The following is a 26,477-nucleotide window of genomic DNA, read 5'->3' as shown; positions in this document are numbered from 1 at the left end:
CGCGCAGCGCTTATCCGGGACCCAGGGGCCGGCGCATCGTCATCGAGGCTTCTTCGCGGTGGCCGGTGCAATGCGGCTGCCCCTGGGTCCCGGCTCTTCCGCCCGCCTTCGCGGGCGTGCGGCCGGGATGACGATCATTGGGTGCATAGAAAGCATCCGATAAACCTTCCAAAGTCCGCGTCACCACACCACGGAACACGCCATGCCCCTCGACATCGCCGCCAACGTCCAGATCCTCGGTCCGATCGAGGGTCGCGCGGTAGAGATCCTCACCCCCGAGGCCGTGGCCTTCGTGGCCGACCTGCACCGCCGCTTCGACGCCCGCCGCCGCGCCCTGCTGGCCGCGCGCGAGGCCCGTCAGGTCCGGTTCGACGCCGGCGAGCTGCCCGATTTCCTGGCCGAGACCTCGCATGTCCGCGCCGCCGACTGGACCGTCGCGCCGATCCCGGCCGACCTCCAGGACCGCCGCGTCGAGATCACCGGTCCGGTCGACCGCAAGATGATCATCAACGCCCTCAACTGCGGGGCCAAGGTGTTCATGGCCGACTTCGAAGACGCCACGGCCCCCACCTGGGCCAATGTCGTCGAGGGTCAGGTCAACCTGAAGGACCGCTGGAACGGCGTCTTGGACCACGTCGATCCGAAGTCCGGAAAAAGCTATGCGCTGGGAGCCAACCCGGCCGTCCTGAAGGTCCGGCCGCGCGGCTGGCACCTTCCCGAACGCCACCTCGAAGTCGACGGCGCGCCTGTCGCCGGCGCGCTGTTCGACTTCGGCCTCTATGTCTTCCACAACGCCCACGCCGCGATCGAAAAGGGCTCGGGTCCGTACTTCTACCTGCCCAAGCTGGAGAGCCATCTCGAGGCGCGGCTGTGGAACGAGGTGTTCGTCCGCGCCCAGGAGGCCCTGGGCCTGCCGGTCGGGACCTTCAAGGCCACGGTGCTGATCGAGACGATCCCGGCCGCCTTCGAGATGGACGAGATCCTGTTCGAGCTGAAGGACCACATCGTCGGCCTCAACTGCGGGCGCTGGGACTACATCTTCTCGTTCATCAAGCGCCTGGGCCGCCGGCCCGAGTTCCTGACCCCGGACCGCTCGGCCATGGTCATGGGCAAGGCGTTCCTGGGCGCCTATTCGCTGAAGCTGATCCAGACCTGCCACCGCCGCGGCGCTTTCGCGATGGGGGGCATGGCCGCCCAGATCCCGGTCAAGGGCGACGAGGCCGCCAACCAGGCCGCCTTCGCCAAGGTGCGCGCCGACAAGGAACGCGAGGCCGGGGCCGGCCACGACGGCACCTGGGTCGCCCACCCTGATCTCGTGCCGGTGGCCATGGAGGTCTTCGACCGCCTGATGCCGGCCCCCAACCAGCTCGACAAGACGCTGGAGGGCCTGGAGATCACGCAGGGCCAGATGCTGGAGCTGCACGGCGGCGCCCGCACCGAGACCGGCGTGCGCGAGGCCATCCGCGTCGGCGTCCGCTACACCCAGGCCTGGCTGGAAGGCCGGGGCGCGGTGCCGCTCTACAACCTGATGGAAGATGCGGCGACCGCCGAGATCTGCCGCACCCAGCTGTGGCAGTGGGTGCGCCTGGCCGCCGAACTCGACGACGGCCGCGTGCTGACCTCGGAGCTGTTCATCGGCCTGTTCACCCAGGAGATGGGCGACCTGCGCCGCGAGCACGGCTCGCCCAAGCTGGAGGAAGCCGCCCACCTCTTCACCCGCATGGTGCTGGAGGACGGTCTGGAGGAGTTCCTGACCCTGCCGGCCTATGAGCTGATCGCGTAAGCGCCCAGCTCTTCGACCCATAACTTTCAGCCCGTCATCCCGGAAAGCGCGCAGCGCTTATCCGGGACCCAGGGGCGGCCGCACTGTCGTCGAGGCTTCTTCGCGGTGGCCGGCGCAATGCGGCGACTCCTGGGTCCCGGCTCTTCGCTACGCTGCGGCCGGGATGACGATCTGGAGAGCGGAGCGGCAGGCCGGGCCGGGCCTGTCGCTCCGCCATCCGCCTTAGGACGCTCTCAACGACACAGCCCCTGCGGATCCACCGGCTTGCTCAGCGCCGGCGGCAGGGCCGACAGGTCGACGCCGGTGTTGCGGGCCGTGCGCTCCATGATGCCGTCGCCGCCGAGCCATTGCTCGGCCTGGGCGTAGGCCGGGTCCTTCTGGGCCGCTGCCAAAGTCACGTAGTGGGCGCCGGCCGCGTCGAGGCGGTCGAGCACCTGGGGCAGCATCCGCGCCGACCAGCCGCCGACATGGGTCAGCAGCACCTGCGGGATCACCCGGCCATAGACCTTCAGCGAGACGGCCCGCATCCGCACCAGGGCGTCATCGACGCCCTTGAGATACTGGTCTTCCATCAGCTTGATCGCGGCCGTGTCGCCCTTGGCGGCGCAGCGGGCGTAGGCGTCGGTATAGGCCCAGTCGTCGAACGAGACGCTGACGTGGGCGATCCTGTAGCCGTGGGCCTTCAGCCAGGCCGCCGCGCCGTCGTGGCGCTCGCGCGTCGCGCCGGTCGAAAGGTTGGGAAACCTCAGATACCGCCAATCCTGACCCTGCATCCGCGAGGTCACGGCCGGCTCGCCGGCTTGCAGGTCGGCGATCCAGGCCTCGAGGCTGGCGGCCCTGTCGATGTTGAGGTGGGTGGCGGTGTGGTTGCCCAGCGGATGGCCGGCGGCGCGCCAGGCGTCCAGCGCGGCGTTGCTGTCGGGATCGTCGGCGTTGGCGCCGTTGACGAAGCCGAAGGCCTCGACCACGCCGTGGGCCTTGAACAGGGCCATGTGGTCCCGGGTGATCGACAGCCGGGTCATGCCCGGCGGCAGGGCGCCGTGGTCGGGCAGGTCGTCGACCGTGACGGCGACGTCGAAGCGTTCAGGAAGCGGCTTTGGCGGAGCGGCGAGGGCGGGGCCGGCGACCAGGGCCAGCAGCAGCGGCAAGGCGGTGGCGATCTTGCCCGCGATCTGGCGGCGGCTGGGCGTCATGAAGCTTCCCCCGGACTGTCCTGGGCTCCGTCCCTAACAGGTCGAAAGCGGCCTTGGCCAGGGCGTCGGGGCGTTTCGCTCGCAATTGGTATGGCCAATTGTCCGCGGGCTGCATCGCTCCGTCAGGCGCGGTGCAGCCGGTGCATGTCGTCGCGTCGCAGGCCGCCGATCGCGGCGGCGACGCTGGCGGCGAAGGCGCTGGTCAGGGCGCCGATACCCAGGAACAGCGAGATCTGCGCGGCGATCTGGCCGGCCCGCATCACCTCGGCCGGGGCCAGGGTGTCGGGCGGGCTCACCGGCGGCGAGGCGGTCAGGGCGCCGAGCAGCAGCAGGGCCACGACGCTGGTCGCCCAGGCCAGCAGGCCGTGGGCGGTGTCGCGGAAATGCACCTCGTGGTCATGGACGTGCAGCCACTTGGTCCGCAGCCGCCCGGCCAGGTAGCCGCCGAGCATGCTGGCCACGACCTGGCAGGCGACGAAGACCGCGCCGATGGTCGGCGTGAAGTCGGCCGCGGTCAGCCCGGTCGGCCAGCGCGGGGCCATCTTCAGGCCAAGGCCGGCGCCCAGCGACACCAGCACGAACAGCAGGGCCACGGTCGCCGCGGCGCCGGCCAGGACGGCGTCCCAGCTGACGGCGGATTGGTGCTCTTCGGGGACGAGGTCCGACATCCGATCTGCTCCCGCCGGCTCAGAAGTGATGCGTGCAGAAGGCGAGCAGCAGGATGATCGGCAGGGGTACGCCGAGGAGCATCAGAAGGATCGATCGCATCGCGTCTTCATCCCTTCGAACAGTGAACAGGGCCGCTTCGTGACGGCCTCGATTGCTCGCTGAACGAACCCTGCCGGAGAATAGTTCCGGCGCGGGACGGGCCGGGGGAAGGGGGCGGGCGACGCCCGTGGCCTCAGGTGTAGCGGTCGCGGGTGGCGGCGATGCGGGCCTTGGCCTCTTCCAGCTCCTGCACCTCGGTCGCCGCCAGCAGCGAGTTGAGCACGCGCGTGAGGTGGCGGCGCATGGCGTCGCGGGCGTCTTCCGAAGAGCCGGCGCGCAGGGCGGTGACGATGGCCGTGTGCTCGTCGATGCGCGGGATCACCCCGGCGGCGTGGGCCTTCTGGCCCATCAGCTTGGTCTGGGGCGAGCGGGCGCGGGCCTCCCACAGCATCTCGACGGCGGCGATCATGGCGCTGTTCTGGGTCGAGGCGGCGATCAGCATGTGGAAGCGGCGGTCGGCGTCCTCGGCGCGATCGACGTCGCGGGCGTTCTCGGCCTGCATCTCGATCACCAGGCGGTCGAGCTCGTCGAGGGCCTCGTCGTCGATACGCTTGGCGGCCATGGCGCAGGCCTCGGCCTCGATGGCGCGGCGGGCCTCCAGCAGCTCGAACGGGCCGATGTCGGTGTCGCCGGCCTGGCCCTGGGCGGGAAGCTGGGCCTTGACGTAGACGCCCGATCCCAGCCGCACCTCGACCAGCCCGTCCAGCTCCAGCGCGATGATGGCTTCGCGGATGGTCGGGCGCGACACCGAATAGGTCTGGGCCAGGTCGCGCTCGGACGGCAGGCGCTGGCCGACGGCATAACGGCCCTCGGCGATCTGGCCGGCCAGATCGCGGGCGACGCGTTCGTAGAGACGGCCTTCGACCTTGGTGGACATAAGCGACCTTATAAATTGGTCAGGCCAATATGGACAGGCCGAACCGCTGGGACTATTGAACTCCCATGGAAGACCACGGGAATCTCGACGTGCATACTAGTCAAACCCAGCCGTTCAAGGCAGCCGGTCTGCCGCCGCTGCGAATTACGGCGGCGCGGGTGATCGTCACCTCGCCCGGCCGCAACTTCGTCACCCTGAAGATCGAGACCGACCAGGGCGTCTACGGCATCGGCGACGCCACCCTGAACGGGCGCGAGAAGGCGGTGGTTTCCTATCTGGAAGACCACGTGATCCCGGTGCTGATCGGCCGCGACGCGCGCCGCATCGAGGACATCTGGCAATATCTCTATCGCGGGGCCTACTGGCGTCGCGGCCCAGTGACGATGCGCGCCATCGCCGCCGTCGACGTGGCCCTGTGGGACATCAAGGCCAAGGCGCTTGGCGCGCCGCTGTACGACCTGCTGGGCGGGCGTTCGCGCGACGGCGTGCTGGTCTACGGCCACGCCAACGGCAGCGACCTGGAAGACACCGTCGAGGCCGTCGGCCGCTATATCGACGCCGGCTACAAGGCCGTGCGCGCCCAGTCGGGCGTGCCGGGGCTGGACCTGGCCTACGGCGTGGGTCGCGGCGACATGTACTACGAGCCGGCCGACGCCACCCTGCCGACCGAGACCACCTGGGACACCCGCAAGTACCTGCGCTACCTGCCGACCCTGTTCGAGGCGCTGCGCAAGGAGCACGGCTTCGACGTGGCCCTGCTGCACGACGGCCACCACCGGATGACCCCGCGCGAGGCGGCCCAGCTGGGCAAGAGCCTGGAGCCCTACGACCTCTTCTGGCTGGAAGACTCCACCCCGGCCGAGAACCAGGAGGCCTTCCGCCTGATCCGCCAGCACACCACCACGCCGCTGGCCGTGGGCGAGGTGTTCAACACGATCTGGGACGCCAAGGACCTGATCCAGGAACAGCTGATCGACTACATCCGCACCACCATCGTCGGGGCCGGCGGCCTGACCCACCTGCGCCGCATCGCCGACTTCGCCTCGCTGTGGCAGGTGCGCACCGGCTGCCACGGGGCCACCGACCTGTCGCCGGTGACCATGGGCGCGGCGCTGCACTTCGACACCTGGGTTCCCAACTTCGGCATCCAGGAATACATGCGCCACTCGCCCGAGACCGACGCGGTGTTCCCGCACGACTACCGCTTCGACAAGGGCCTGCTCTACGTCGGCGACACCCCCGGCCACGGCGTCGACATCGACGAGGCCCTGGCGGCCAAGTACCCCTACGAGCCGCGCCAGCTGCCGGTGGCGCGCCTGGAAGACGGGACGATGTGGAACTGGTGATCCTTGGACCCCTCTCTCTTCGAGAGAGGGAGGGTGAGAGGTTACACTCTCTTCGAATGAGGCGCGGACCTAGTCAAAGCCGCCTCCCTAGGCCTTGTGCCGAGGGTCCAGGGTCCCGCCGCCGAGATCGTCGACCAGCGGGCGACCACGCTGGCGGCGTTCTTGCTAAACACGCCGAGCCTGGCTCGGCCATGGATGCTCGCCACGAGGGCGAGGAAGGCGGGAATTTGAGGACGAGGGCCGTCTCGAAAGGGGCGGCCTTTTTCATGGGCAAGGCGGCCAGCGGTGAAACCTCTCACCCTCCCACCGCTTCGCGGCGGACCCCTCCCTCTCTCGCAGAGAGAGGGTTTCAGGCCGTGGGCCGCCGGCGCTGCATCCGCGTCAGGTCCAGCGGCTCCAGGATCCGCAGCAGCAGGTCGCGCATGGCCGCTTCGGCGTCGGCGGGGCGGCGGGCGAGGATGGCGTCGGCGATGCGGGCGTGGGCGGGCAGGTGCTGGTCGGCCTGCTGCTCGATCCCCGGCCGCTGGGCGCCGAAGCGCAGGGCCGCCTCGATGACGTCGCGCATGTGGCGGTGGAAGCGGTTGCCGCTGGCCTCCAGCACGGCCACGTGGAAGGCGATGTCGGCCGTCAGCGGATCCTCGTCGCCCTGCTCGGCGGCGGCCATGCGGGCCAGGGCCTGCTCGATCCCGGCCCGTCGGCGGGCGTCGGCCTCGCGGGCGGCCAAAGCTGCAGCCATGGGCTCGACGCTGAGCCGCAGCTGGGTGAACTCGATCAAGAGGTCCAGCGAGAACTTCCGTGTGCGGATCCATGACAGGATGTCGGGGTCCAGCAGGTTCCAGTCGTCCTCGGCGTTGACCGTGGTGCCGCGCCGCGCGCGGCTGGCCACCAGGCCCTTGGCGATCAGCATCTTCACCGCCTCGCGCACGACGGTGCGGGAGGTCTGGTAGCGATCGCAGATCTCGGTCTCGGTGGGGAAGGCCCGGACGGCGAAGGCGCCGGTGACGATCAGCTGGCCCAGGTCGTTGGCCAGGGTCTGGCTGAGGGTTCCCGCCGTGGTCAGCGAACGCGTCACGAGCGGGCTCCATAGATGGGTGTTTGGCGGGGCGAGGGCAGGGACGGCCGCGGCGTCGGCCCGCCCACCGCCTTGACGGTCAGGTCGTCGAACCAGGGCGTGGAGAGGCGGGTCTTCTCGGCGCCGGCCAGCAGGCCCGCCATGCCGGCGGGGTAGAGGCTGTTCTCGGCGGTCAGCACCGGGGCGTCGTTGACCAGGCCCGTGATGCGCGCGCCCTGGAACCGCAGGGCCAGCCGCAGCCAACGGCCCGGTCCGGCGCCGGCCAGGACGGTGTCGCCCAGCACCAGCTCGCCGCCCTCGCCCTCGAACCTGCCGGCCTTGATCAGGGCCTGCTGCTCGGCGTCGCCCACGGCCTTCTTGGGATCCTTCTTGCCGCGGATGGCTATGAGCCGGCAGCGGCCGTCGTGGGCCAGTTCCAGGAAATAGCCCTTGGGGACGAAGCCGTAGCCCGTGCCGACATGGTTGATCCGGCCCATGACGGCGGCGGTGTCGCCGGGGTTCAGCCAGATGGTGGCCGAGATCTCGTAGTCGCTCCAGTCGGCGTCGCCGAGGACGGTGTAGGGCCGCCAGTCCGGCGCCCAGGAGATGGTGGGGATCGGCACGACCTGGCGCAGGCAGCGGCCGGCCCTGCCGTCCGGCCGGTCGGCCAGCTCGAAGGCGCCGGCGATGTCGGCGGTGTAGCGCGGCAGCCAGCCGTGCGCGGCGGGCCGGGCGTAGCCGGCGAAGGTCTCGCGATAGGGGAACGGAAAGCGGGCCGGCGGCGGCGTGGCCTCGAACGATCCCTTGCGCTGGCCGCGCGTGGTCGACAGCGAATAGATGGCGTTCGGGGTCAGGGTGATCGTCACGGCGCCGTCCTCGACGGCGAGGTCGCCCTGGCGCACGAACTGCTCGGCCGCGTCGCTGCGCCAGACGCACAGGGGCTTGTCGGAAAGCCCGCCGCCGACGGCGATGCGCAGCGTCTGCGGACCCTGCGCGTCCTTGGTCTCGACGATCAGGCTCCAGTCCTCGCCCGGCGACTTCAGCGTCACGTAGGAGCCGCCCCTGGGCAGCATGCCGCTGCCGCCGGCGAGATAGGTCCAGCCGACCTGGCTGAACTGGCCGTAGTGGGCGTAGCCCCACAGGGCCTCGCGCACCTTGTAGTGGCCGCTCCACGGCTGGTGGGCGAGGACGGCGGCGGGGTCTTCCGGATAGGGCTCGATCGGATAGACGCCGGCGATGTCGTACCAGTTGACCACCTTGGTCGCGCCGCTGAGGACGAAGTTGTGGTTGAAGGCGCGGACGATGCCGATCGTGCAGTCGAAGCCCTTGAGATAGACGTGGTCCTCGGTGTTCCAGATCGGCTTGCCCATCGCTTTGGCCATGGCCTGCACCTCGGCCGAGGCGTGGCCGTTGGCGTAGAAGACGTGGGCGCCGATGACGTCGATGGCGTCGCGCAGCTGCGGGTCGGCGGCCATGTCGGCGACGAAGTCGAGCTTGTCCTTGGGCCAGTTGTCGAAGGCGTGCAGCCTGACCTTGGCGAAGCCGCGCTGGTTCAGGGCCTGGCGGAAGGCCTTCACGAACGGATAGTCGGCGCCCTTCTCGTTGCGGCAGCCGATGGCGTCCATCTCCAGGCCGTGGGCCGACCGCAGCCCCTCCAGCCACTTGATGTAGTAGTCGATGGTGTCGGCCGACCAGAACCGGCCGTCGCCCAGCCAGCCGGGCGCGCTCCAGGCCGCGCCGTCGAGGCTCAGGGCGGGGTTGCGCTTCTTGGCCTCGCGCAGGATCCACCACGTGTAGCCGCGCTCGTAGCTGAGGTCGCCGCGGGCATGCATGTGGCTGGGCATCGAGCCTTGGGTGGAATTGCCGTCGCCAGGGATCTCGACCAGCAGGGCGCTGACCGAGGCGCCGAATTTCGACTTGTAGAGCAGGTCGAGGATCTGGCCGCGCTGGGGCTCGGGATAGTCCTTCAGCAGCACCGAGGTGGCGCCGCCGCCATTGACCACGCCGATCCCGTCGAAGCGCGGGCCGCCGGCGTCGCCGCGCAGGGTGATCACATGCTGGGCGGGCGCGGCGAGGGCGCGGCCGGCGAAGACGTGGCAGAGGATCGAGGTCGCGCCCAGCAGGTGCAGGCGGCGCGGGAGGTCCGGTCGGCCGGACGGCGGGCGGGGCCCGCGAGACTTCCAGATCGCCATCGGTGAGCCCTGTCGGTCGCGGACCGGCGGGGGCCGGTCGCAGGTACAAGCAAAGGGGGCCCGGAGGGCTCCGCCCCGGCGCGGACGCCGGGGCGGAAGGCAGGCTTAGTTGCGGTAGGTGAAGCCCACCGCGACGCGGGCGCCGCCGTAGGACACCGACCACGGGTTGGGCTTGCCGTCGAAGCCGCGGTCGTCCGAACCGACCGACAGGCGGGCGGCGTTCAGCATGTTGCGGGCTTCGGCGTAGATCTCGAAGTTGCGGTTCAGGCGACGCGAGATCTTAGCGTCGAGGTACTCGTACTTCTCCGAGTAGAAGGGCTCGCTCGGATTGTACGGGAAGCCGACGAAGTTGCCGATGTTGGTGTTCGGCGCGTTACGCACCGGCGAGGCGCTGGTGTTGCCGCACGGCGAGATGCACGAGAGCACCCGGTCGCGGGTCTGATAGGCGATGCGGGCCTTGGTGACGCCGTCGTCGTACCAGAACACCAGGTTGGCGAAGTACTTGGACTGGCCGATCGGGTCGAGCGCCTCGCCGGTCAGCGGGTCCATGTAGGTGACCGAGTTGTTCGACTTGGTGGTCGAGACGTTGAAGTCCATCCCGGTCTTGCTGAACTTCCAGGGCAGGAAGGTGAAGGCGGTCTTGGCGACGAACTCCCAGCCCGACTGCACGTAGCCCGGACCGTTCTGGTAGGTGGTCATGGCGAAGTCGACTTCGGACAGCTGGCGGTCGGTGCCGGGCACCACCGTGTCGCTGCCGTCGAAGATCGTGCGGTTGTTCTTCAGCGGCACGGCGATGGCGCCGCCGACCCGGACCTTCTGGCGGTAGTAGGCGAGGCTGAACGAGGTGTCCTTGTTGGGATACCACTCGAGCGAGGTGTTGTTCTTGGTCGCCTGGTAGGGCTTCAGGTCCGCATTGCCGAAGGTGCCGCAGCTCATGTCCTGCGACGAGCCGTCGGTCTCGATGACGTCGAGGCGGCGTTCGTCATAGGTGCACGAGCCGCCCGGCCACAGGTACTTCATGGCCGGTGGGGCGATGGTCTTGGCCCAGCTGTAGCGCAGCGCGACCTTGTCCGGGACGGGCCAGAGGACGGCGTTGTACGACGGCAGCCAGCCCGTGTAGGACTTGTTGAGGGTCACCTGCTTGGTGATCGCGCCGGTGCTGACGCCCAGCACGTTGGTCGGGTCGGCCGGGTTGAAGTTGCTGTTCTTCAGCGTGTAGTTCAGCGTGACGTAGCCCGAGCCGGCGACCTCGGTCTTGAACATCCGGCTGCCCAGATTGCCCTTCAGCTCCATGCCGAACGGCAGGTCGTACGCCAGGTCGGCCATCCAGTACCACGAGCTCATGGTCTCTTCGGTGGCGTTGAAGGGCTGGTCGTAGACCTTGCCGTCGCTGGCCGTGCACGACTTGATGCAGCCCAGGTTGTAGTTGGCCGCGCTGGCCAGCTGCGAATAGGCCTTCGGCACGTCGATGCTGTCCCACAGCTCCAGGCCCGAAGTGCCCTCGTAGCCCTTCATGAACGGGCCCGAGTTCTCTTCCAGCGAGTTCTGGTAGATCGAGATCAGCTGCGCCTGGGTCAGGGTCTCGATGCCGTACAGGAAGTTCAGGCCCGTGGTCGGGTTGGGCGTGTAGCCGTAGACGCAGGCGTTGGCCGCGGTGGTGGTCGCCACGTTCTGGCAGGCCCGCACGTCGCTGCGCAGGGTCAGGGTCGGCACGAAGACGCCGGTGGTGGGCGAGTAGCCGCCGTTGCCCCAGGAGTCGGCTGTGGCGTTGCGGTACAGGGCGCCCACCTTGAATCGGGTGAACAGCGGCATGTCCGGCAGGTAGGTCAGGTCGAACTTGACCTGATCCTCGGCGCTTTCGACGAGGCGCGGCGTGAACGACAGGCGATAGGCGTTGCTGTACGACGGCATGCCGACCGCCGTGGGGTTCAGCATCTGCACGAAGTTCGACATGTTGGTCTCGTCGTACGAGGCCGGCGTGTCGATCGTCCAGATGCCGTTCTCCAGCACGCGCATCGTCGCGTTGCCGTAGTTGTAGGAGCGCGTCAGGCGGATGTCCTGGCGGCTGTACTTGCTCTCGTTGTGGCCGTAGGTCAGGTCGGCCGTGATCGGGCCATGCTCGTACTTGGCGCCGCCCGACCAGTACTTGGTGTGCCAGTCCTGCTGGTTGTTGATGTGGTCGATATTGACCCCGGCGTTGGTGATGTCGAACTGGGTCAGGTGGTGGTTGCCGTCGACCTGGATCGAGCCCGGCACGATGTTGGCCGCCACGCCGTACAGCGGGAAGGCGTTGTTGGTGACCGCCGTGCCCGGCGTGGTGTCGATCGTGAAGGCGCTGGTCGGCAGGCCCGGCATGTAGATGTAGTAGCCGCCGCCGTTGACGGCGCTCAGCACGTTGGGCGTGCCGGCCGGATAGAAGGTGTTGGTGGTCAGCGAGGTCGTCGTCTGGCCGGTCGAGGCCCCGTACAGGGTGGCGATGCCGCCGCGGGTGCGCTGGCGGTTCTCTTCCAGCTGGTCACGGTTGGAGACCTGGTACTTGGCGAAGATCGTCAGGTCGTCGTTGACGCGGTAGTCCAGGCGGATGTCCCACGACAGGCGCTCTTCGTACTGCGACCAGTTCTGGTCGCGCACCAGGTTGGGCGTGTAGTCGTTCCACTGGTTGAGGCAGCTGATCTGCGAGTTGATCTGGGCCTGCTGGGCCGCCAGGCGGTTGGCGCCGTTCGAGCCGGCGACGATCGTGCCCAGCTGGGCGTCGTTCAGCAGCGGGAAGGCGGCCAGACACTCGGCCTTGGTCTTGGCCGCTGCCGACTTGGTCAGCACGTCGACCGGGGTGGGGGCGTTCCAGAAACCGCCGCCGGTCAGGGCCCACGAACCGATCGGGTCGGTGGCGCCCGTGCCGTTGGCGGTGGCCGGGTTGTAGGTGAAGGTCTTGTCCGGCGAGTTGTCGAAGTCGGCGAAGCGCGTGTAGCCCTGAGCGTTGTTCGAGCCGCCGTTGTTCAGCGAGTGGCTGTCGTTCAGGCGCTTGCTGTAGCTGATGTTGGCGATGACCCCGAGGCGGTCGTCGAGGAACTTGCGCGAGGCGACGATGCCGATTTCCGGCGAGGCCTTCTGCGACAGGGTGTTGCCCGAGGCCGCGCCGCGCACCGAGATGTAGGGCTTCTTGAAGTCGAGGCCCGTGCGGGTCTGGATCTGGATCGTGGCGCCCAGGCCGCCCGGGGTCATGTCGGCCGTCTGGCCCTTGATGACGTCCAGGCTCTTGATCATCTCGGCGGGGAATTCGCGCAGGTCGGCGCTGCGGCCGTCGCCGCCGCCCACGGCCAGGTTGGCGCCCGAGGCGGCCACGCCCATGCCGTCCAGTTCCACGCGGGTCAGGTCGGCGCCGTTGCCGCGGACGACCACGCCGTCGCCTTCGCCCCAGCCGTTACGCTCGATGGCGACGCCGGCGATGCGCGACATGGCTTCGTTGACGTTGCCATCGGGGAAGGAGCCGACGTCGTCGGCGACGATGGAGTCCTGAGCGGTGACGCTGCGCTTCTTGCGCGCGATCGACGATTGCTGCGAGGCGCGGGCGCCGACGACGATGGTCTCGACCTGCGTAGGTTCTTCCCGCGGCGCGGCGACCGGAGACGCGGTCTTGATGACTTCCTGCGCCCCGGCGATCTGCGGCGCGATAGCCGCGCTCAAGGCAATGACGGACACAGCAGCGGCCATTTGGCCGCGCGCGCTTAGGCGCTCCATTAGATTTCCTCCCGATGTATTTTATTTGGTCGAGGGCCCCTCAGCCCTCGCCGGACTTTGCAAGTCCGTTCATGCCCCCTGCGGTCACGCCTGCACGCGACCGGGCCGGCCTAGGGCGGTCCCGCCCTTGGTCTGAAAGCCATTGTTCCCTCTCCCCAGCCCTAGTGGGTGAACTTGGCCAGTCCCAATATGTTCGGGCCAGTTCCACTATGTGGCATGACCACTTCATTACATACCGGAGATATTTTGGCAAGAATTGATATTATCAATGTGACGAGAGCTGTGGCCGAAAGGGCGCGTTTCAGAGTGCCGTCGCCACAGTTCGACGAGAATTTTTCCGTTGAAAATTAGGAACTTGAGCGCTGGTGTGGAGCCACTGCTCGGCGCGTGGCGCGACGCGGCGGCGGCCGCGAAATCCGCCGCATTGTCGCCGCATGTTTCATGAACGCCACGTATTCGCGCCGCGCGGGACGACTCGCGGCCTGACCACCTGCGCCCGTGAAATCTCAGGGCGGAGCGACAAGGGGGGTGGCGGTCCAGGAGGGACTCGAACCCCCGACCTTCGCTTTAGGAAAGCGCTGCTCTATCCTGCTGAGCTACTGGACCGTGCGGCATGGCGCGGACCGGGTGCATAGCGCATGTTGCGGCGGGTGCGAAGCCCGGGCGAGGCGACGGCGCGGCTGATTGTCGCAAGTAGAGCGCGCGTCGGCGGCCGCAAGCGCAAACGGTAGCGCTACAAAGCCTTGATCTCCCTCGGCTGTCGGTCAGCGAAAGGACTCTGTTAACCTTCCCGGCAACCGGGAGTAATCATGTGCGGCGCCACGCCTCTTGTTGTTGTCCCCCCGACGCGTGCTAGGTTTGGGCGCAAGTAGCCCCGCGAGCGTCAAATCCTTATGCTGGACATGGCCGAACACGACTTGTCGGGCGGTGAAGACGATTCTGCGCTGCTGACTCTGGTCGAGACGATCGAGGAGCTGTCGGCGACGCGCACGATCGACGAGGTGGCCGCCGTGGTCCGCTCGTCCGCGCGCCGGATCTCCGGCGCCGACGGCGTGGCCTTCGTGCTGCGCGACAACGACTGCTGCTGGTACCTGGACGAAGACGCCATCGGCCCGCTGTGGAAGGGCAAGCGCTTTCCGCTGACCGCCTGCATCTCGGGCTGGGCGATGCTGAACCGCCAGACGGTGGTGATCCCCGACATCTACAAGGACGACCGGATCCCGCACGACGCCTACCGGCCGACCTTCGTCAAAAGCCTGGTGATGACGCCGGTGCGCACCCGCGACCCGATCGCGGCCCTGGGCGCCTACTGGGCCAAGGAACATACCCCGCCGCCGGAGATCGTCGCCAAGCTGCAGGTCATGGCCCGGGCCACGGCCGCGGCCCTGGAGAGCGGCCGCCTGCACGCCTCGCTCAACAAGGAGCTGGAGCGGCGCACCTTCCTGATGCGCGAGCTGGACCACCGGGTGAAGAACACCCTGGCCTCGGTGCAGTCGATCGCCAGCCAGACCCTGCGCACGGCGACCTCGCCGGCGGCGTTCAACGAGTCGTTCGAGTCGCGCCTGCTGGCCCTGTCGCAGGCCCACGAGCTGCTGACCAAGCAGGCCTGGGGCAAGGCCCACCTGCGCGAGATCCTGGCCGCCGCCATGCGCCCGTTCGGCGGGCTGGAGGACGGCCGTTTCGTCGTCGAGGGGCCGCCGATCGAGATCACGCCCGAGGCGGCGGTGGCCGTGCACATGACCCTGCACGAACTGATCGTCAACGCGGCCAAGTACGGGGCGCTGTCGGCCCCCGAGGGCAAGGTGTTCGTCTCCTGGCGCGTCGAGGACGCGGGCGGACTGCACCCGACCTTCGCCCTGGAATGGCGCGAGCGCGGCGGCCCGACCGTCGTGGCGCCGGCGCCCGGCGGCGAGGGTTTCGGCTCGCGGCTGATCCGGCGCGGCCTGTCGCGCGATCTGGGCGGTTCGGCGCTGCTGGACTTCGCCCCCGAAGGCCTGGTCTTCACCTTCCGCGCTCCGCTGTCGCAAAGGCTGGCGGCGGCATGAACGGGCGGCGGATCATGATCGTCGAGGACGAGGCCCTGGTGGCCATGATGGTCGAGGACCTGCTGACGGATCTCGGCTGCGAGGTCTCCGGCTCGTTCGGGGCCGTGGGCGAGGCCCTGGCCTATCTCGACGACGACAAGCCCAGCCTCGACGGCGCCGTGCTCGACATCAATATCGGCGGCGAGATGGTGTTTCCCGTGGCCGAGGCGCTGCGGGCCAAGGGCGTGCCCTTCGTCTTCGCCACCGGCTACGGCGCCCTGCCGCGCAAAGGCTTCGAAGACGTCACCGTGCTGGCCAAGCCGATCAATTTCGGTCACCTGCGCGACGCCGTGCACGGGTTCGGCCACGCGGCCTGACGCCGCCCCGAAAAAGCCGCGCTCGGGCGAGCCGATGTTTGCCGCCATGACCCGCAAGATCCTTACCGCCGCCGTGATCGGCGCCCTGAGCATGGGCGTGCTCGCCGGCGAGGCCCAGCCGCTGCGCAACCACATGCGCGAGCGTATCGCCCAGCGCATGCAGGAAAGGCGTGCGGAGGAAGAGCGGCCGGTCGACCTGCAGGCCATCGCGCCGGGCGCCCGCAAGCTCACCGAGACCTATGGAACGGCCAAGGGCCAGGCGATCGACATCTACATTCCGCCCGGGGCGCGGGATGCGCCGGTGATCGTCATGGTCCATGGCGGGGCGTGGAAGATCGGCGACAAGGCCAATGTCGGCTCGATCGAGAACAAGCTGAAATACTGGCTGCCCAAGGGCTACGTGTTCGTCAGCGTCAACTACCGCCTGCTGCCCGAGGCGATGGCCTACGAGCAGGCGCAGGACGTGGCGCTGGCCCTGCGGCAAGTGCAAGACCATGCCGCCGAGTGGGGCGCCAGCGACCGGCGGATCGTGCTGATGGGCCACTCGGCCGGGGCGCACATCGTGGCCCTCCTGTCGTCCAAGCCCGAGATGGTCGGCAAGTCCTGGGCCGGCACGGTGGTGCTGGACTCGGCGGCGATGAAGGTCTCGTCGGTGATGGACGGCCGCCACCCGGGTTTCTACGACGAGGCGTTCGGCAGCGATCCGGCCGGCTGGGCCAGGGTCTCGCCGATGGACCAGTGGACGCCGGCGGCCGTGCCGATGCTGGTGGTCTGCTCCACGAAGCGCCCCGACAAGCCCTGCGACGACGCCAGGGCGTTCCAGGCGCAGGTGGAGAAGGCCGGCCAGGCCATGCCGGTGCTGCCGCAGGACCTCAGCCACGCCGACGTCAACCGCACGCTGGGCCAGCCGGGGGCCTACACGCAGGCGGTGGAGGCTTGGGTCACGCAGCGGGTGGGGCGCTAACCTCGTACCTTCTCCCGGAGGGAGAGGTTTCTCTAGGACGGCTCTCCGTAGACGATCCCGCGCCCGTCCGTGCCCACATAGACACGGCCATAGACCCGCATGTCGGCCGCCAGGCAGCGGAAGCGGCGGCCGTATTCGTGGCGGGGGTCGTTGACGCGGGCCCAGCTCCCGCCCTCGTCGTCCGAGCGCCAGATGGCCTTCACCCCGTCCTTGCGACCGATGGCGAAGAGGGCGGGCCAGGGCTTGCCGGGCGGCGGGGCGCCGAGGTCGAGCTGGTCGACCTGCACGCCGCCGTCGATCCGGGTGAAGCGGGCGCCGCCGTCGGTGGAGCGGAAGAGGCCCTGGGTCGAGACCAGCCACAGGTGACCGGCCTGGCCGGGAACGGCCTTCAGCGGCCAGGGGATCTCGCGCCAGGTCACCTGGTCGGCCGAGAGGTCGGCGGGCAGGCCGCGCACCGGCGCCTCGACGAAGCTGACGCCGGAGTCGGTGCTGAGGAAGCGCTTGCCGGTCGAAAGGTCGAGGGCGGTGAAGCGCCTGGGATCGACGCGGTCGGGCACGGGGCGGACCCAGGCCGGCAGGCCCTTGCTGGCTTGCCAGGTCGCGCCGCGGTCGCGGGTGATCTGGACCTGGGCGGTCATGACCATGAACACCGAGCCGTCGGCGTTGACGACGATGGCGGCGTCGTCGTGCGGGTCGGGTCCGCGACGGCCCTGGCCGGGCGGCGGCGGCGCGTTCGGAATGCGCGGGGCGGTCATCGGCGCCCAGGTCCGCCCGTGGTCGCCGGACCAGGCCAGGGTCGGGCCGCCGTGGCGCTGGTGCGGCGTGCCGCTACGGACGACGACCGAGGGCTTGCGGCCCGCGTAGTCGATGAAGTTGGTGTTGCCGAACACCGGGGTGGTGAACTGGTCGGTCGGCGAGACGGCCAGGTCGTCGTGCACGAAGCCGGAGATGTCGCCAAAGCCGCTGAGCAGCTGCGGGCCCTCTGGCAGGCTGGCCAGGGTGATGATCGCTGTCTGCTCGATGCCCTCGACCCACGGGAACCAGGTGGTCGGGCGGCCGGCGGCGGCCTCGGTGAACTCGCGGGTGGCGTAGATGGTCGCGCCGGTGGTGTAGCAGGCGAAGTCGGGATCGAACGGATCGATGGCCAGGCCCGCCATCCACCAGCCGAAATCCGCCTCGGGCTCGCCCCAGTGCAGGAAGGGCGTGGTGGTCACGTCGCGGCGGGCGTCGGCATAGAGGTCGGTCCAGGTCGCGCCGTGGTCGGTGGAGCGCCACAGGGTGTCGTGCGGATTCCAGCGGTTGAGGCTGGTGACGGCGACCGCGCCGCTTCCATCGACCGCGACGCCCATGAAGCCGCCGCCGCGCTGGGCCTGCGGCTTGGCGGGGGTGACCTCGGTCCAGGCGTTGGTCGCCGTGTCGAGCCGCCAGACCGCGCCGTCGGCCACGTTCGACGGGCCGATACCGCTGGAATAGGTGACGTAGAGCCGGCCCTGGCCGTCGAGCGCCGCCTTGCAGGCCAGATAGGCGTGCGGGGCGGGGATGGGCTTCCAGCTCTGGCCGCCGTCGTCGCTGCGCCACAGGTGGTGCTCGGACGGATCGGCGACGCCGACGAAGATCGTCCGGCTGCCCTGGCCCGGCTGGCCGCTGCGGGGATCGAAGATCACGAACGACAGGCCGCCGTGCGTGGGGGCGGGGTGGGCGTTGAGGCCCAGGCCCGGCAGCGGGAAGCTGGCGGACTTGCCCCAGGTCGCGCCGCGGTCGCGGCTGACCTGCAGGCCGTCGTGGCGCGAGGCGAAGAAGAGGGTGCGGGTGTCGTTGGGATCGATGGCCAGGCGCTCGCCCAGGCCGCGGCCGTCCTCGTTGCCGCCCATGCGGAAGGGAACGGGGACCACGGTCCAGTCGGTCCCGCGGTTCTCCGAGCGCAGGATGGCGGCCGGATCGGGTCGGCCCATGCCGCAGGCCAGGTAGACGAGGTTCGCATCAACGGGATCGGGCGCGACGCTCTCGACGCCCTGCCAGCTGCCCTGGGCCTGGTCGTCGAGCAGCGGGATCCAGCGGCTTTCCGAGGCCTGCCAGCGATAGGCTCCGCCCATGTCGGAGCGCAGATAGGCCAGGCCCTTCTCGACCGGGCTGAACACCACGCTGGGCACGAAGCCGCCGCCGCCGACCCGCACGTTGCGCCAGCGATAGGGTAGGGCGCGCGTCGCCGCATGGGCCGCAGCGCCAAAAGGCAGCGCTGTCATCGCCGTTCCGAGAAGCAGGCCCAGGAGGGTTTCGCGGCGGCTCGGGGCTGAAGTGAACGACATGGCGACCCTAATGCGAAGTGTAGTTTTCCCGTGATCTCGCATGAGCCGAGGCCGTTTCGCCAGCCACAATTGTTAGCGCTAACCAAGCTCTACCGACGCGCGCCGTGGCCGAAAGGACGCAGCCTGAACGCAAATGCGAATCCATTGCATCCTGAGGTTTGACAGCTCTGGGCCCGGCGCCTATGCGCTCTTGCGACTTATTCTTGATTGCACGAGCGCCCCAGATGTCCCGATCCCTTCGCGCCTTCCTCCTCGCCGCGGCCATGAGCCCGGCCCTGCTGGCCGCCGCCCACGCGGCCGAGGCCCCGGCCGCCGACGGCGCGGCCGACAACCTGGACGGCGTGGTGGTGACCGGCGCCAAGACCCGCACCTCGGCGGTGACGGGCCTGGACATGAGCCTGCGCGAGACGCCGCAGTCGGTGACCATCATCGACGGCGCGACGATCCACGACTTCGCCCTGACCAACATCAACGACGTTCTGGCCCTGACCACGGGCGTCAACGTCGAGAAGGTCGAGACCGACCGCACCTATTACAACTCGCGCGGCTTCGACATCACCAACTTCCAGGTCGACGGCGTGGGGCTGCCGCTGATCTGGGGCATCCAGTTCGGCGAACTCGACACCGTGCTGTTCGACCGCGTCGAAGTGGTGCGCGGCGCCAACAGCATGATGACCGGCACCGGCAACCCGTCGGCCACCGTCAACTACGTGCGCAAGCGCCCGACCGCCGAATTCCAGGCGAGCGGCGCCCTGCAGTACGGCTCGTGGGACTCCAAGCGCCTCGAGGCCGACGTCTCGGGCCCGCTGAACGAGAGCGGCACGCTGCGCGGCCGGCTGATCTACGCCAACGAGGACCGCGACTCCTATCTCGACCACTACAAGGTCAACCGGAACGTCTACGCGGCCCTGCTGGCCTGGGACGCCACCCCTAACACCACGGCCACCTTCGGCTGGTCGATGCAGGACAACCGGGCTTCGGGCGTGCTGTGGGGCGCCCTGCCGCTGACCTACAGCGACGGGTCCTTGATCAACTACGACGTCTCGTCCTCGACCTCGGCCGACTGGACCTATTGGGACGTTCGCGACCAGACCGCCTTCGCCGAGGTCGAGCACCGGCTCGACAACGGCTGGCGCCTGAAGGCGATCGCCACGGCCAAGCGCTTCGAGGAGCACGCCAAGCTGCTCTACGCCTACACCGGCGAGGACGGCATCGATCCGACGACGGGCCTGGGCGTCTACGGCATGAGCGGCGTCTATCCGTCGATCTATGAGAGCTACACCCTGGACGCCTACGCCTCGGGTCCGTTCCAGGCCTTCGGCCGCGAGCACCAGCTGGTGGTCGGCGGCCAGGTGTCGCGTTCGGAAGGCCACGAGTACGAGGACTTCTCGAGCGACTCGATCGTCTATTCGTCGGTCACGAGCTGGGGCTCGACCCAGCCGGCCGAGCCGACCTATCCGGGCGCCTATCTGGCGGCCAACGAGACCACCAAGCTGGCCCGCTTCTACGCCGGCGCCCACCTGAGCGTGACCGACAAGCTGAAGCTGGTGACCGGCTTCAACGCCCTGAAGCTGAAGGCCTACGGCTTCTCGTACGGCGCCGACATGGCCCGCGACGAAAGCAAGGTCAGCCCGTATCTCGGCGCGGTCTACGACCTGAACAAGAACGTCTCGCTCTACGCTAGCTACACCGACATCTTCAATCCGCAGTCGGAGGTCGACTCCACCCGCGCCAAGCTCGCCGCCGTGCACGGCAAGAGCTACGAGGCCGGGGTCAAGAGCGAGTGGTTCGACGGCCGCCTGTACGTGACCGGCTCGGTGTTCAAGGCCGTGCAGAAGGGCCTGGCCGCCTGGGCCGGCTATTTCGACGACGGCAAGAGCTACTATTCGGCCCAGGACACCGAGTCCAAGGGCTATGAGATCGAGGCCAGCGGCCGGATCACCGACAACTGGCGCATCGGCGCCGGCTGGACGTCGCTGGAGATCGAGGACACGGCGACCGGCGCCGACGCCCGGGTCTTCCTGCCGCGCAAGACGCTGAAGGCTTCGACCACCTACAGCGTGCCGTCGCTGCGCAACCTCAAGCTCGGCGCCGCCGTGCGCTGGCAGGACGAGATCACCACCGACGCCGCCGACGTCACCCAGGACGCCTATGCGGTGGTCGATCTGATGGCGGGCGTCGACGTCACCGACCGCATCCGCGGCACGCTGAACCTCAAGAACGTCGGCGACGAGAAGTACCTCAACAGCCTGATGTGGGGGCAGGCCTACTACGCAGCGCCCCGCAGCGTGTCGGTTCGCCTGGACTATCGCTTCTAATAATCGTTATTAAGAGGGGCGTGGCGGCCGGTTCGACGGTCGCCACGCCCTTGATGTTTGTTTTCGAGCCTTTCAGCCGCCTCGCATGGCGCGGAACCGAAGGGCTCCGGGAGGCCGGATGGACGCGCGCAATCTGGAAACACCTTACGCGCCGGACGTCACGCCGGTCCCGCAGCCGCCCGCGGCCTCGGTGGCCAAGGCCGTGCGCGCGGCCGTGCGGCCGACCCTGACCTTCGTCCACCGCTGGGTGGGCCTGTTCATCGCCGGCTTCCTGTTCATCTCGGGCGTCACCGGCGCGGTGATCTCGTGGGACCACGAGCTGGACGACATCCTCAACCCGCACCTGATGCACGCCCGGACCGACGGTCCGGCCCTGCCGACGCTGGACATCGTCAAGCAGGTCGAGGCGCGCGATCCCCGGGTGATCGTCTCCTACTTCCCGCTCGTGGCCGAGCCGGGCGAGACCCTGGCCATCGGCGTCGACGCCCGTCAGGACCCCAAGACCGGCAAGCACTACGAGCTGGGCTACAACCAGGTGTTCATCGACCCGGCGACCGGCGTCGAGCAGGGCCGGCGCGAGTGGGGCGCGGTGTGGCCGATCACCACCGAGACTTTCGTCTCGTTCCTCTACATCCTGCACTACACCCTGCACATTCCCGAGTTCTGGGGCATCGACCGCTGGGGCGTCTGGCTGCTGGGCGGGGTCGCGGTGCTGTGGACGCTGGACTGCTTCGTCGGCTTCTACCTGACCCTGCCGGCCAGCCCGACCAATGGCCGCAAGCCCGCCAAGAGCTTCTGGAGCCGCTGGAAGCCGGCCTGGCAGATCAAGACCAAGGCCAGCGCCTACCGGATCAATTTCGACATCCACCGGGCCTTCGGCCTGTGGCCGTGGGGCGTGTTGTTCGTGGTGGCCTTCACGGCCTTTTCGCTGAACCTCTACAGCGAGGTGTTCTATCCGGTGATGTCGAAGATCTCGAAGGTCTCGCCGACCCCGTTCGACACCCGCGTGCCGACCAGCCACGACAACCCGATCCTGCCCAAGCAGACCTATGAGGCGATCATCGCGAAGGCCAGGACGGACGCGGCCGCGCGCGGCTTCACCGCCCCGGTGGGCGGGGCGTTCTACTCGCCGCACTACGGCGTCTACGGCGTGGCCTTCCACAAGGTGGGCGACGACCACGGGGCCGGCGGCGTGGGTCCGCCCTACCTCTATTACGACGGCGCCGACGGCCGCTATCTGGGTGAGCGCCTGCCCTGGAAGGGCACGGCCGCGGACATCTTCGTCCAGGCCCAGTTCCCGCTGCACTCGGGCCGGATCCTGGGTCTGCCGGGCCGCATCCTGATCTCGCTGACCGGCCTGGTCGTGGCCGCGCTGAGCGTCACGGGCGTGGTGATCTGGCTGAAGAAGCGCCGGGCGCGGGTGCTGCGCAGGAAGCCGGCCTGAGGGATCAGCAGGCGGTGTGGCCGCTCCGCGTCCAGGCGGCCGAGGCTTCGGCCAGGGCGCGGACGACCTCCAGGTCCACATCCGCCAGCCGTTTGATGTAGACGCAGGAGACGGCCGAGCGGTGCTTGCCCAGCTTCGCCAGCAGGGCCTCGCGTTCGGGGAAGTCCGAGGCGAAATAGAGCACCAGCTCGGTCTTGCGCGGCGAGAAGCCGAGCAGCGGCCAGTCCATCGGCTTGGCGCCGCCGGTCGAGTAGGACCCGAAGCCGACGATCGAAGGCCCCCACATCACCGCCGGGGCGCCGGCGACCTCGGCCAGCAGGGCGCGGACGGCCTGCGCGTCGGCCCGGCGGGCCTCGGGGGAGGCGGCCAGGAAGTCGTCGACGCTGGCGTCCGTCGGACGGGTCTTGGGTTCGGCGGCCATGACCCCATCCTGCAACGAAAAACGCCCCCGGTGAACCGGGGGCGTCTTCGAAGACGTCGTCGTTGAGGCCGGGGCCTCAGGCGGCGGTCTTGACCAGCGACTTGGTCAGGATGCCGATGGCGGCTTCGCGGTCGATACGCTCGATGGCGGCGACTTCGCGGGCCATGCGGTCCAGGGCCGATTCATAGAGCTGACGCTCCGAATAGGACTGTTCCGGCTGGTTTTCGGCGCGGTGCAGGTCGCGGACCACCTCGGCGATCGACACCAGGTCGCCCGAGTTGATCTTGGCTTCGTATTCCTGGGCGCGACGCGACCACATGGTGCGCTTCACGCGGGCGCGGCCCTTCAGGGTGGTCAGGGCCTGATTGACGACGTCGCCTTCGGCCAGCGGGCGCAGGCCGGCGGCCTTAGCCTTCTTGGTCGGGACGCGCAGGGTCATCTTTTCGTGGTCGAAGGTGATGACGTAGACTTCGAGCGACATCCCGGCCACTTCCTGGGTCTCGATGCCCTGGATCGTCCCCACGCCGTGGGCGGGGTAGACGACGTGATCGCCGACCGAGAATTCCAGACCGCTCTTGCTCATTCGTTCGTCCTCATAAAATTGGGCTCGCGCCCAAAACGCCGTTTCCAAGCATCCCAAAAAGCGATAGCAACCCGTCCGTCGGAGAGGCGGGGCCAAGTCGGATCAGGATTTGGAGTGTCTCTTAAGTCACCCTTCGCCTTCGATCGGGCGAGCCGTTGAACGGCTGTCGTCTTCCACCAGACATGCGGGTGCGAGGGCGCATCCGTCACGTCGGAAGCGACAATAGCATAAAATTCAGCCTCATGAAAGGCTTGCGACCCGGCATGGGGTCGCGACGGCTGTAAACCGGCCGTGGAAACGGGGATTCAGCCCTGGATCAGGAGCCCTTGCCGGGCTTTTCGCTGAAGTACTTCTCGAACTTGCCGGTCTCGCGCTCGAAGTCGGCGCGGTCGGCCGGCGGCTCGCCCTTGACGGTGATGTTCGGCCAGACCTTGGCGTAGTCGGAGTTGATCCGCAGCCACTTGCCGTCGGCGTCGTCCTCGGTGTCCGGCTTGATGGCGTCGACCGGGCATTCCGGCTCGCAGACGCCGCAGTCGATGCATTCGTCCGGATTGATCACGAGGGTGTTCTCGCCCTCGTAGAAGCAATCCACCGGGCACACCTCGACGCAGTCCATGAACTTGCAGCGGATGCAGGCGTCGGTGACGATGTAGGTCATCGGAACTTGGCGGCTTTCTGGGACGGACGGACGTAACGCGGCCGCGTTTTCGGAGCGACGGGCGTGAATGTCAATGCGGCGCGGTGCGCGGCGGGGCCAGGATTTCTGACGACGCCGACAGACGGGCGCCCGCGAGCGGCGCTTTGGGCACGCTTTGTCGGGCTTCCGACCATGAAGAACGAGGTTCGTCGAAAGATACCAATTCTTATGGAAGGCGTTTCACTGTGTAGTTGAGGATACGCCGCACAACAACGTCGGGAAGCCGACACCAGAATGACCAGCATGGCCCTGAAGACCGCTTCGCCGGCGACGGCGGAGGACATCAACGCGCAGCTGCGGCTTCGAATGGCCTCGTTCGAGGCCTTCGTCGCGCATGCGCCGTTCGCGGCCGCGCTGATCGATCGCTCGGGCCGGCTGGCCGCCGTCAGCGCCGAATGGCGCGACGAGGACCTGACCCCGAGTCTGGCGCCGGGCGAGCCCTTCGCCCGCTGCCTGATGAACCTGGAGGACGTCGAGAGCCTGGAGCGCTGCCTGGCGTCCGGCGAGCCGTTCTCGCGCTATCGGGCCCAGGTGGTGGAGGGCGCCCAGCGGATCTGGCGCAGCGAGTTCGCCGCCTGCCGCAGCGACGAGGGGATCATCTTCGCCGTCATCGTCACCGCCCGCGACGTCACCGGCTACGCCCAGACCGCGCTGCGGGCCGAGCGCAACGAGCAGCGGCTGAAGTTGGCGCTCGAGCTCGACGACCTGATGGTGCGCGAGGTCGACCTGAAGACCGGCGAGGTCTACGTCTCGGGCACCTGCCCCGAGCTGGAGAGGTGGTGCCTGTTCGATGCCGATCCGCTGGAGATCGTGCACGAGGAGGACCGCGAGCGCATGGCCCAGATCATGCGCGCCCGCCGCGACGGCGAGGCGGCGGTGTTCGAGTTCCGGCTCAATCGCGACGACGGCGTCGAGACCTGGGTGCGCTCGGTCGGCAAGCGCTTCGTGGGCGGCGACGGCAAGCCCGAGCGGCTGGTCAACCTGTTCAAGGACATCACCGACCGCCGTCGGCAGACCGAGGCCGTCGAGAACCTGGCCTTCCGCGATCCGCTGACCAGCCTGCCCAACCGGGCCTATTTCCAGCGCAAGTTCCAGGAGGCGGTCGACGCCTCGGAGATGGCCGGCGAGATCTTCGGCCTGATCATGATCGACGTCGATCACTTCAAGGATATCAACGACACCCTGGGCCACGACGCCGGCGACGCCCTGCTGCGGCGGCTGGCCGACGTGCTGCGCCACGCTTTCCGGGCCGGCGACACGGTGGCGCGCCTGGGCGGCGACGAGTTCGCGGTGATCCTGCGCGGCCTGCACGGCGAGGGCGACATGCTGCGGCCGATCAAGGCCCTGCAGGAGCTGCTGCGCCAGCCGATCCAGCACGCCGGCCGCAGCTTCTCGGTCAGCGCCAGCATCGGCGCGGCCCTGCACGGCGACCCCGACGCCGACCCCAGCCACATCTTCAAGAACGCCGACATCGCCCTCTATCGGGCCAAGGACGAGGGCCGCAACCGCTCGATCCTGTTCGACCCGTCGATGCGCTCGGCCCTGGAGCAGCGGCTGGAGCTGCTGCGCGACGTGCGCGCGGCGATCGAGGCCGACGAGTTCATCCTCTACTACCAGCCGGTGATCGACCTGGAGAGCGGCAGCGTGGCCGGCTTCGAGGCGCTGATGCGCTGGGCCCACCCCGAGCAGGGCATCCTCACGCCCGACCGCTTCATGCCGGCCTTCGAGGACCAGGATCTCTCCCTGAAGCTGGGCGACGTGGCCTTCGAGACGGCGCTGAAGCAGATGCGGGCCTGGCTGGACGCTGGGATCGAGTTCGGCCGGGTGGCGGTCAACATCTCGGCCGCCCAGTTCCGCTCGGGCCGTCTGGCCGAAGAAGTGCAGGAGCGCCTGGCCCGCTGGGGCGTGCCGTGCGACCGCCTGACCATCGAGGTCACCGAGCACGTCTACATGGGTTGGGCGTCCGATGTGGTCAGCGACACGGTGCGCAAGCTGCACGCGGCCGGGGTGATGATCGCCCTGGACGACTTCGGCACCGGCTACGCCAGCCTCGCCAACCTGCGTCAGTTCCCGATCGACCGGCTGAAGATCGACAAGGGCTTCGTCCAGAACGCCGAGGACGCGGCGATCGTGAAGGCGGTGATCACGCTCGGTTCGTCGATGGGCATGAAGGTGGTGGCCGAGGGCGTCGAGGACCTGGCCCAGCTGGAAGCCCTGGCGACCTATGGCTGCGACCAGGTGCAGGGCTACCACTTCAGCCGCCCGATGCCGCCCGAGAAGGTGCCGGGCTTCGTGGACGGGTTTTCGCTCTGAAGTTACCCACAGGGATGCACGCTTCTCACCTTCTCCCATAGGGAGAAGGAGGGGCCCGCGCCGCAGGCGTGGGAGGATGAGG

18 protein-coding genes and 1 tRNA gene are annotated in these 26,477 nt (G+C 68.7%); 8 read left to right on the top strand and 11 right to left on the bottom strand.

Annotated features, from left to right (window positions below):
* The first annotated feature begins 202 nt into the window (after window positions 1-202).
* Window positions 203-1,783, top strand: a complete 1,581-nt coding sequence (gene aceB / locus DMC18_RS02400; RefSeq protein WP_110117742.1) for a malate synthase A — start codon at window positions 203-205, stop codon at window positions 1,781-1,783.
* A 233-nt stretch (window positions 1,784-2,016) separates the two neighbouring features.
* Here the strand turns inward: aceB and DMC18_RS02395 are convergent, their stop codons facing one another.
* The 3 genes from DMC18_RS02395 to DMC18_RS02385 form a co-directional block, all read right to left on the bottom strand.
* A complete protein-coding gene (locus tag DMC18_RS02395; protein WP_110117741.1) occupies window positions 2,017-2,976 on the bottom strand; it encodes a polysaccharide deacetylase family protein in 960 nt (319 codons plus the stop codon).
* A gap of 122 nt (window positions 2,977-3,098) precedes the next feature.
* A complete protein-coding gene (locus DMC18_RS02390) occupies window positions 3,099-3,644 on the bottom strand; it encodes a hypothetical protein (RefSeq protein WP_110117740.1) in 546 nt (181 codons plus the stop codon).
* A gap of 233 nt (window positions 3,645-3,877) precedes the next feature.
* Window positions 3,878-4,621: a FadR/GntR family transcriptional regulator gene (locus DMC18_RS02385; RefSeq protein ID WP_110117739.1), complete on the bottom strand. Its 744-nt coding sequence runs from the start codon at window positions 4,619-4,621 to the stop codon at window positions 3,878-3,880.
* Window positions 4,622-4,758: 137 nt separating this feature from the next.
* Here DMC18_RS02385 and manD point away from each other — a divergent pair, with 137 nt between their 5' ends.
* Window positions 4,759-5,967, top strand: a complete 1,209-nt coding sequence (manD, locus tag DMC18_RS02380) for a D-mannonate dehydratase ManD (protein WP_110117747.1) — start codon at window positions 4,759-4,761, stop codon at window positions 5,965-5,967.
* Between the two features lie 349 nt (window positions 5,968-6,316).
* On the opposite strand, the gene DMC18_RS02375 is transcribed toward manD, so the two are convergent.
* From DMC18_RS02375 to DMC18_RS02360, 4 genes are all read right to left on the bottom strand, one after another.
* On the bottom strand, window positions 6,317-7,039 hold the full coding sequence (locus DMC18_RS02375; protein WP_233245127.1) for a FadR/GntR family transcriptional regulator: 723 nt from the start codon (window positions 7,037-7,039) through the stop codon (window positions 6,317-6,319).
* Window positions 7,036-9,210, bottom strand: coding sequence for a galactosylceramidase (locus tag DMC18_RS02370; RefSeq protein ID WP_110117738.1), 2,175 nt, complete (start codon window positions 9,208-9,210; stop codon window positions 7,036-7,038). Before DMC18_RS02370 ends, DMC18_RS02375 begins: the two co-directional genes overlap by 4 nt.
* Before the next feature lie 105 nt (window positions 9,211-9,315).
* Window positions 9,316-12,894, bottom strand: a complete 3,579-nt coding sequence (locus DMC18_RS02365; protein ID WP_158285841.1) for a TonB-dependent receptor — start codon at window positions 12,892-12,894, stop codon at window positions 9,316-9,318.
* Between the two features lie 583 nt (window positions 12,895-13,477).
* Window positions 13,478-13,554: transfer RNA gene (locus tag DMC18_RS02360), tRNA-Arg, on the bottom strand.
* 296 nt (window positions 13,555-13,850) lie between these two features.
* Here DMC18_RS02360 and DMC18_RS02355 point away from each other — a divergent pair.
* Genes DMC18_RS02355 through DMC18_RS02345 form a run of 3 tightly spaced genes read left to right on the top strand, consistent with a single transcriptional unit; the run spans window position 13,851 to window position 16,313 of the window.
* Complete coding sequence (locus DMC18_RS02355) at window positions 13,851-14,993, top strand: sensor histidine kinase (protein ID WP_233245126.1); 1,143 nt, start codon at window positions 13,851-13,853, stop codon at window positions 14,991-14,993.
* The gene (locus tag DMC18_RS02350; RefSeq protein ID WP_058349276.1) at window positions 14,990-15,349 is read left to right on the top strand and encodes a response regulator; all 360 of its coding nucleotides are present in this window, start codon (window positions 14,990-14,992) and stop codon (window positions 15,347-15,349) included. The genes DMC18_RS02355 and DMC18_RS02350 overlap by 4 nt, the downstream gene beginning before the upstream one ends.
* A gap of 46 nt (window positions 15,350-15,395) precedes the next feature.
* The gene (locus tag DMC18_RS02345; protein WP_110132668.1) at window positions 15,396-16,313 is read left to right on the top strand and encodes an alpha/beta hydrolase; all 918 of its coding nucleotides are present in this window, start codon (window positions 15,396-15,398) and stop codon (window positions 16,311-16,313) included.
* 32 nt (window positions 16,314-16,345) lie between these two features.
* Here DMC18_RS02345 and DMC18_RS02340 read toward each other — a convergent pair whose 3' ends face one another.
* Window positions 16,346-18,556, bottom strand: a complete 2,211-nt coding sequence (locus DMC18_RS02340) for a xyloglucanase (protein WP_199228287.1) — start codon at window positions 18,554-18,556, stop codon at window positions 16,346-16,348.
* Window positions 18,557-18,843: 287 nt separating this feature from the next.
* On the opposite strand from DMC18_RS02340, the gene DMC18_RS02335 reads away from it, so the two are divergent.
* Both DMC18_RS02335 and DMC18_RS02330 read left to right on the top strand, forming a co-directional pair.
* On the top strand, window positions 18,844-20,937 hold the full coding sequence (locus tag DMC18_RS02335) for a TonB-dependent siderophore receptor (protein WP_110117734.1): 2,094 nt from the start codon (window positions 18,844-18,846) through the stop codon (window positions 20,935-20,937).
* A gap of 118 nt (window positions 20,938-21,055) precedes the next feature.
* On the top strand, window positions 21,056-22,381 hold the full coding sequence (locus DMC18_RS02330) for a PepSY domain-containing protein (protein ID WP_110117733.1): 1,326 nt from the start codon (window positions 21,056-21,058) through the stop codon (window positions 22,379-22,381).
* Between the two features lie 4 nt (window positions 22,382-22,385).
* Here DMC18_RS02330 and DMC18_RS02325 read toward each other — a convergent pair whose 3' ends face one another.
* From DMC18_RS02325 to fdxA, 3 genes are all read right to left on the bottom strand, one after another.
* Window positions 22,386-22,802 (bottom strand): DUF1801 domain-containing protein, encoded by a 417-nt coding sequence (locus tag DMC18_RS02325; protein WP_110117732.1) that lies wholly within the window; start codon window positions 22,800-22,802, stop codon window positions 22,386-22,388.
* Between the two features lie 76 nt (window positions 22,803-22,878).
* Window positions 22,879-23,385, bottom strand: coding sequence for a CarD family transcriptional regulator (locus DMC18_RS02320; protein WP_110117731.1), 507 nt, complete (start codon window positions 23,383-23,385; stop codon window positions 22,879-22,881).
* Window positions 23,386-23,701: 316 nt separating this feature from the next.
* Entirely contained in the window at window positions 23,702-24,043 is a 342-nt protein-coding gene (gene fdxA, locus DMC18_RS02315) for a ferredoxin FdxA (protein ID WP_101714978.1), read from the bottom strand.
* A 273-nt stretch (window positions 24,044-24,316) separates the two neighbouring features.
* Here fdxA and DMC18_RS02310 point away from each other — a divergent pair, with 273 nt between their 5' ends.
* The gene (locus tag DMC18_RS02310) at window positions 24,317-26,395 is read left to right on the top strand and encodes a bifunctional diguanylate cyclase/phosphodiesterase (protein WP_110117730.1); all 2,079 of its coding nucleotides are present in this window, start codon (window positions 24,317-24,319) and stop codon (window positions 26,393-26,395) included.
* Window positions 26,396-26,477 lie beyond the last annotated feature (82 nt).

This window comes from Caulobacter sp. D5, assembly GCF_003185805.1.
In the GTDB taxonomy this organism is placed as follows: Bacteria; Pseudomonadota; Alphaproteobacteria; order Caulobacterales; family Caulobacteraceae; genus Caulobacter.
Note: the sequence above shows the minus strand (reverse complement) of the source record. Positions and strands in the feature narration are given on the sequence as shown.

Coding starts and splice junctions, on each gene's coding strand:
- aceB (WP_110117742.1), top strand. CDS start 203: ATGCCCCTCGACATCGCCGCCAACGTCCAGATCCTCGGTCCGATCGAG.
- DMC18_RS02395 (WP_110117741.1), bottom strand. CDS start 2,976: ATGACGCCCAGCCGCCGCCAGATCGCGGGCAAGATCGCCACCGCCTTG.
- DMC18_RS02390 (WP_110117740.1), bottom strand. CDS start 3,644: ATGTCGGACCTCGTCCCCGAAGAGCACCAATCCGCCGTCAGCTGGGAC.
- DMC18_RS02385 (WP_110117739.1), bottom strand. CDS start 4,621: ATGTCCACCAAGGTCGAAGGCCGTCTCTACGAACGCGTCGCCCGCGAT.
- DMC18_RS02370 (WP_110117738.1), bottom strand. CDS start 9,210: ATGGCGATCTGGAAGTCTCGCGGGCCCCGCCCGCCGTCCGGCCGACCG.
- DMC18_RS02355 (WP_233245126.1), top strand. CDS start 13,851: ATGGCCGAACACGACTTGTCGGGCGGTGAAGACGATTCTGCGCTGCTG.
- DMC18_RS02350 (WP_058349276.1), top strand. CDS start 14,990: ATGAACGGGCGGCGGATCATGATCGTCGAGGACGAGGCCCTGGTGGCC.
- DMC18_RS02345 (WP_110132668.1), top strand. CDS start 15,396: ATGACCCGCAAGATCCTTACCGCCGCCGTGATCGGCGCCCTGAGCATG.
- DMC18_RS02340 (WP_199228287.1), bottom strand. CDS start 18,556: ATGACAGCGCTGCCTTTTGGCGCTGCGGCCCATGCGGCGACGCGCGCC.
- DMC18_RS02335 (WP_110117734.1), top strand. CDS start 18,844: ATGTCCCGATCCCTTCGCGCCTTCCTCCTCGCCGCGGCCATGAGCCCG.
- DMC18_RS02330 (WP_110117733.1), top strand. CDS start 21,056: ATGGACGCGCGCAATCTGGAAACACCTTACGCGCCGGACGTCACGCCG.
- DMC18_RS02325 (WP_110117732.1), bottom strand. CDS start 22,802: ATGGCCGCCGAACCCAAGACCCGTCCGACGGACGCCAGCGTCGACGAC.
- DMC18_RS02320 (WP_110117731.1), bottom strand. CDS start 23,385: ATGAGCAAGAGCGGTCTGGAATTCTCGGTCGGCGATCACGTCGTCTAC.
- fdxA (WP_101714978.1), bottom strand. CDS start 24,043: ATGACCTACATCGTCACCGACGCCTGCATCCGCTGCAAGTTCATGGAC.
- DMC18_RS02310 (WP_110117730.1), top strand. CDS start 24,317: ATGACCAGCATGGCCCTGAAGACCGCTTCGCCGGCGACGGCGGAGGAC.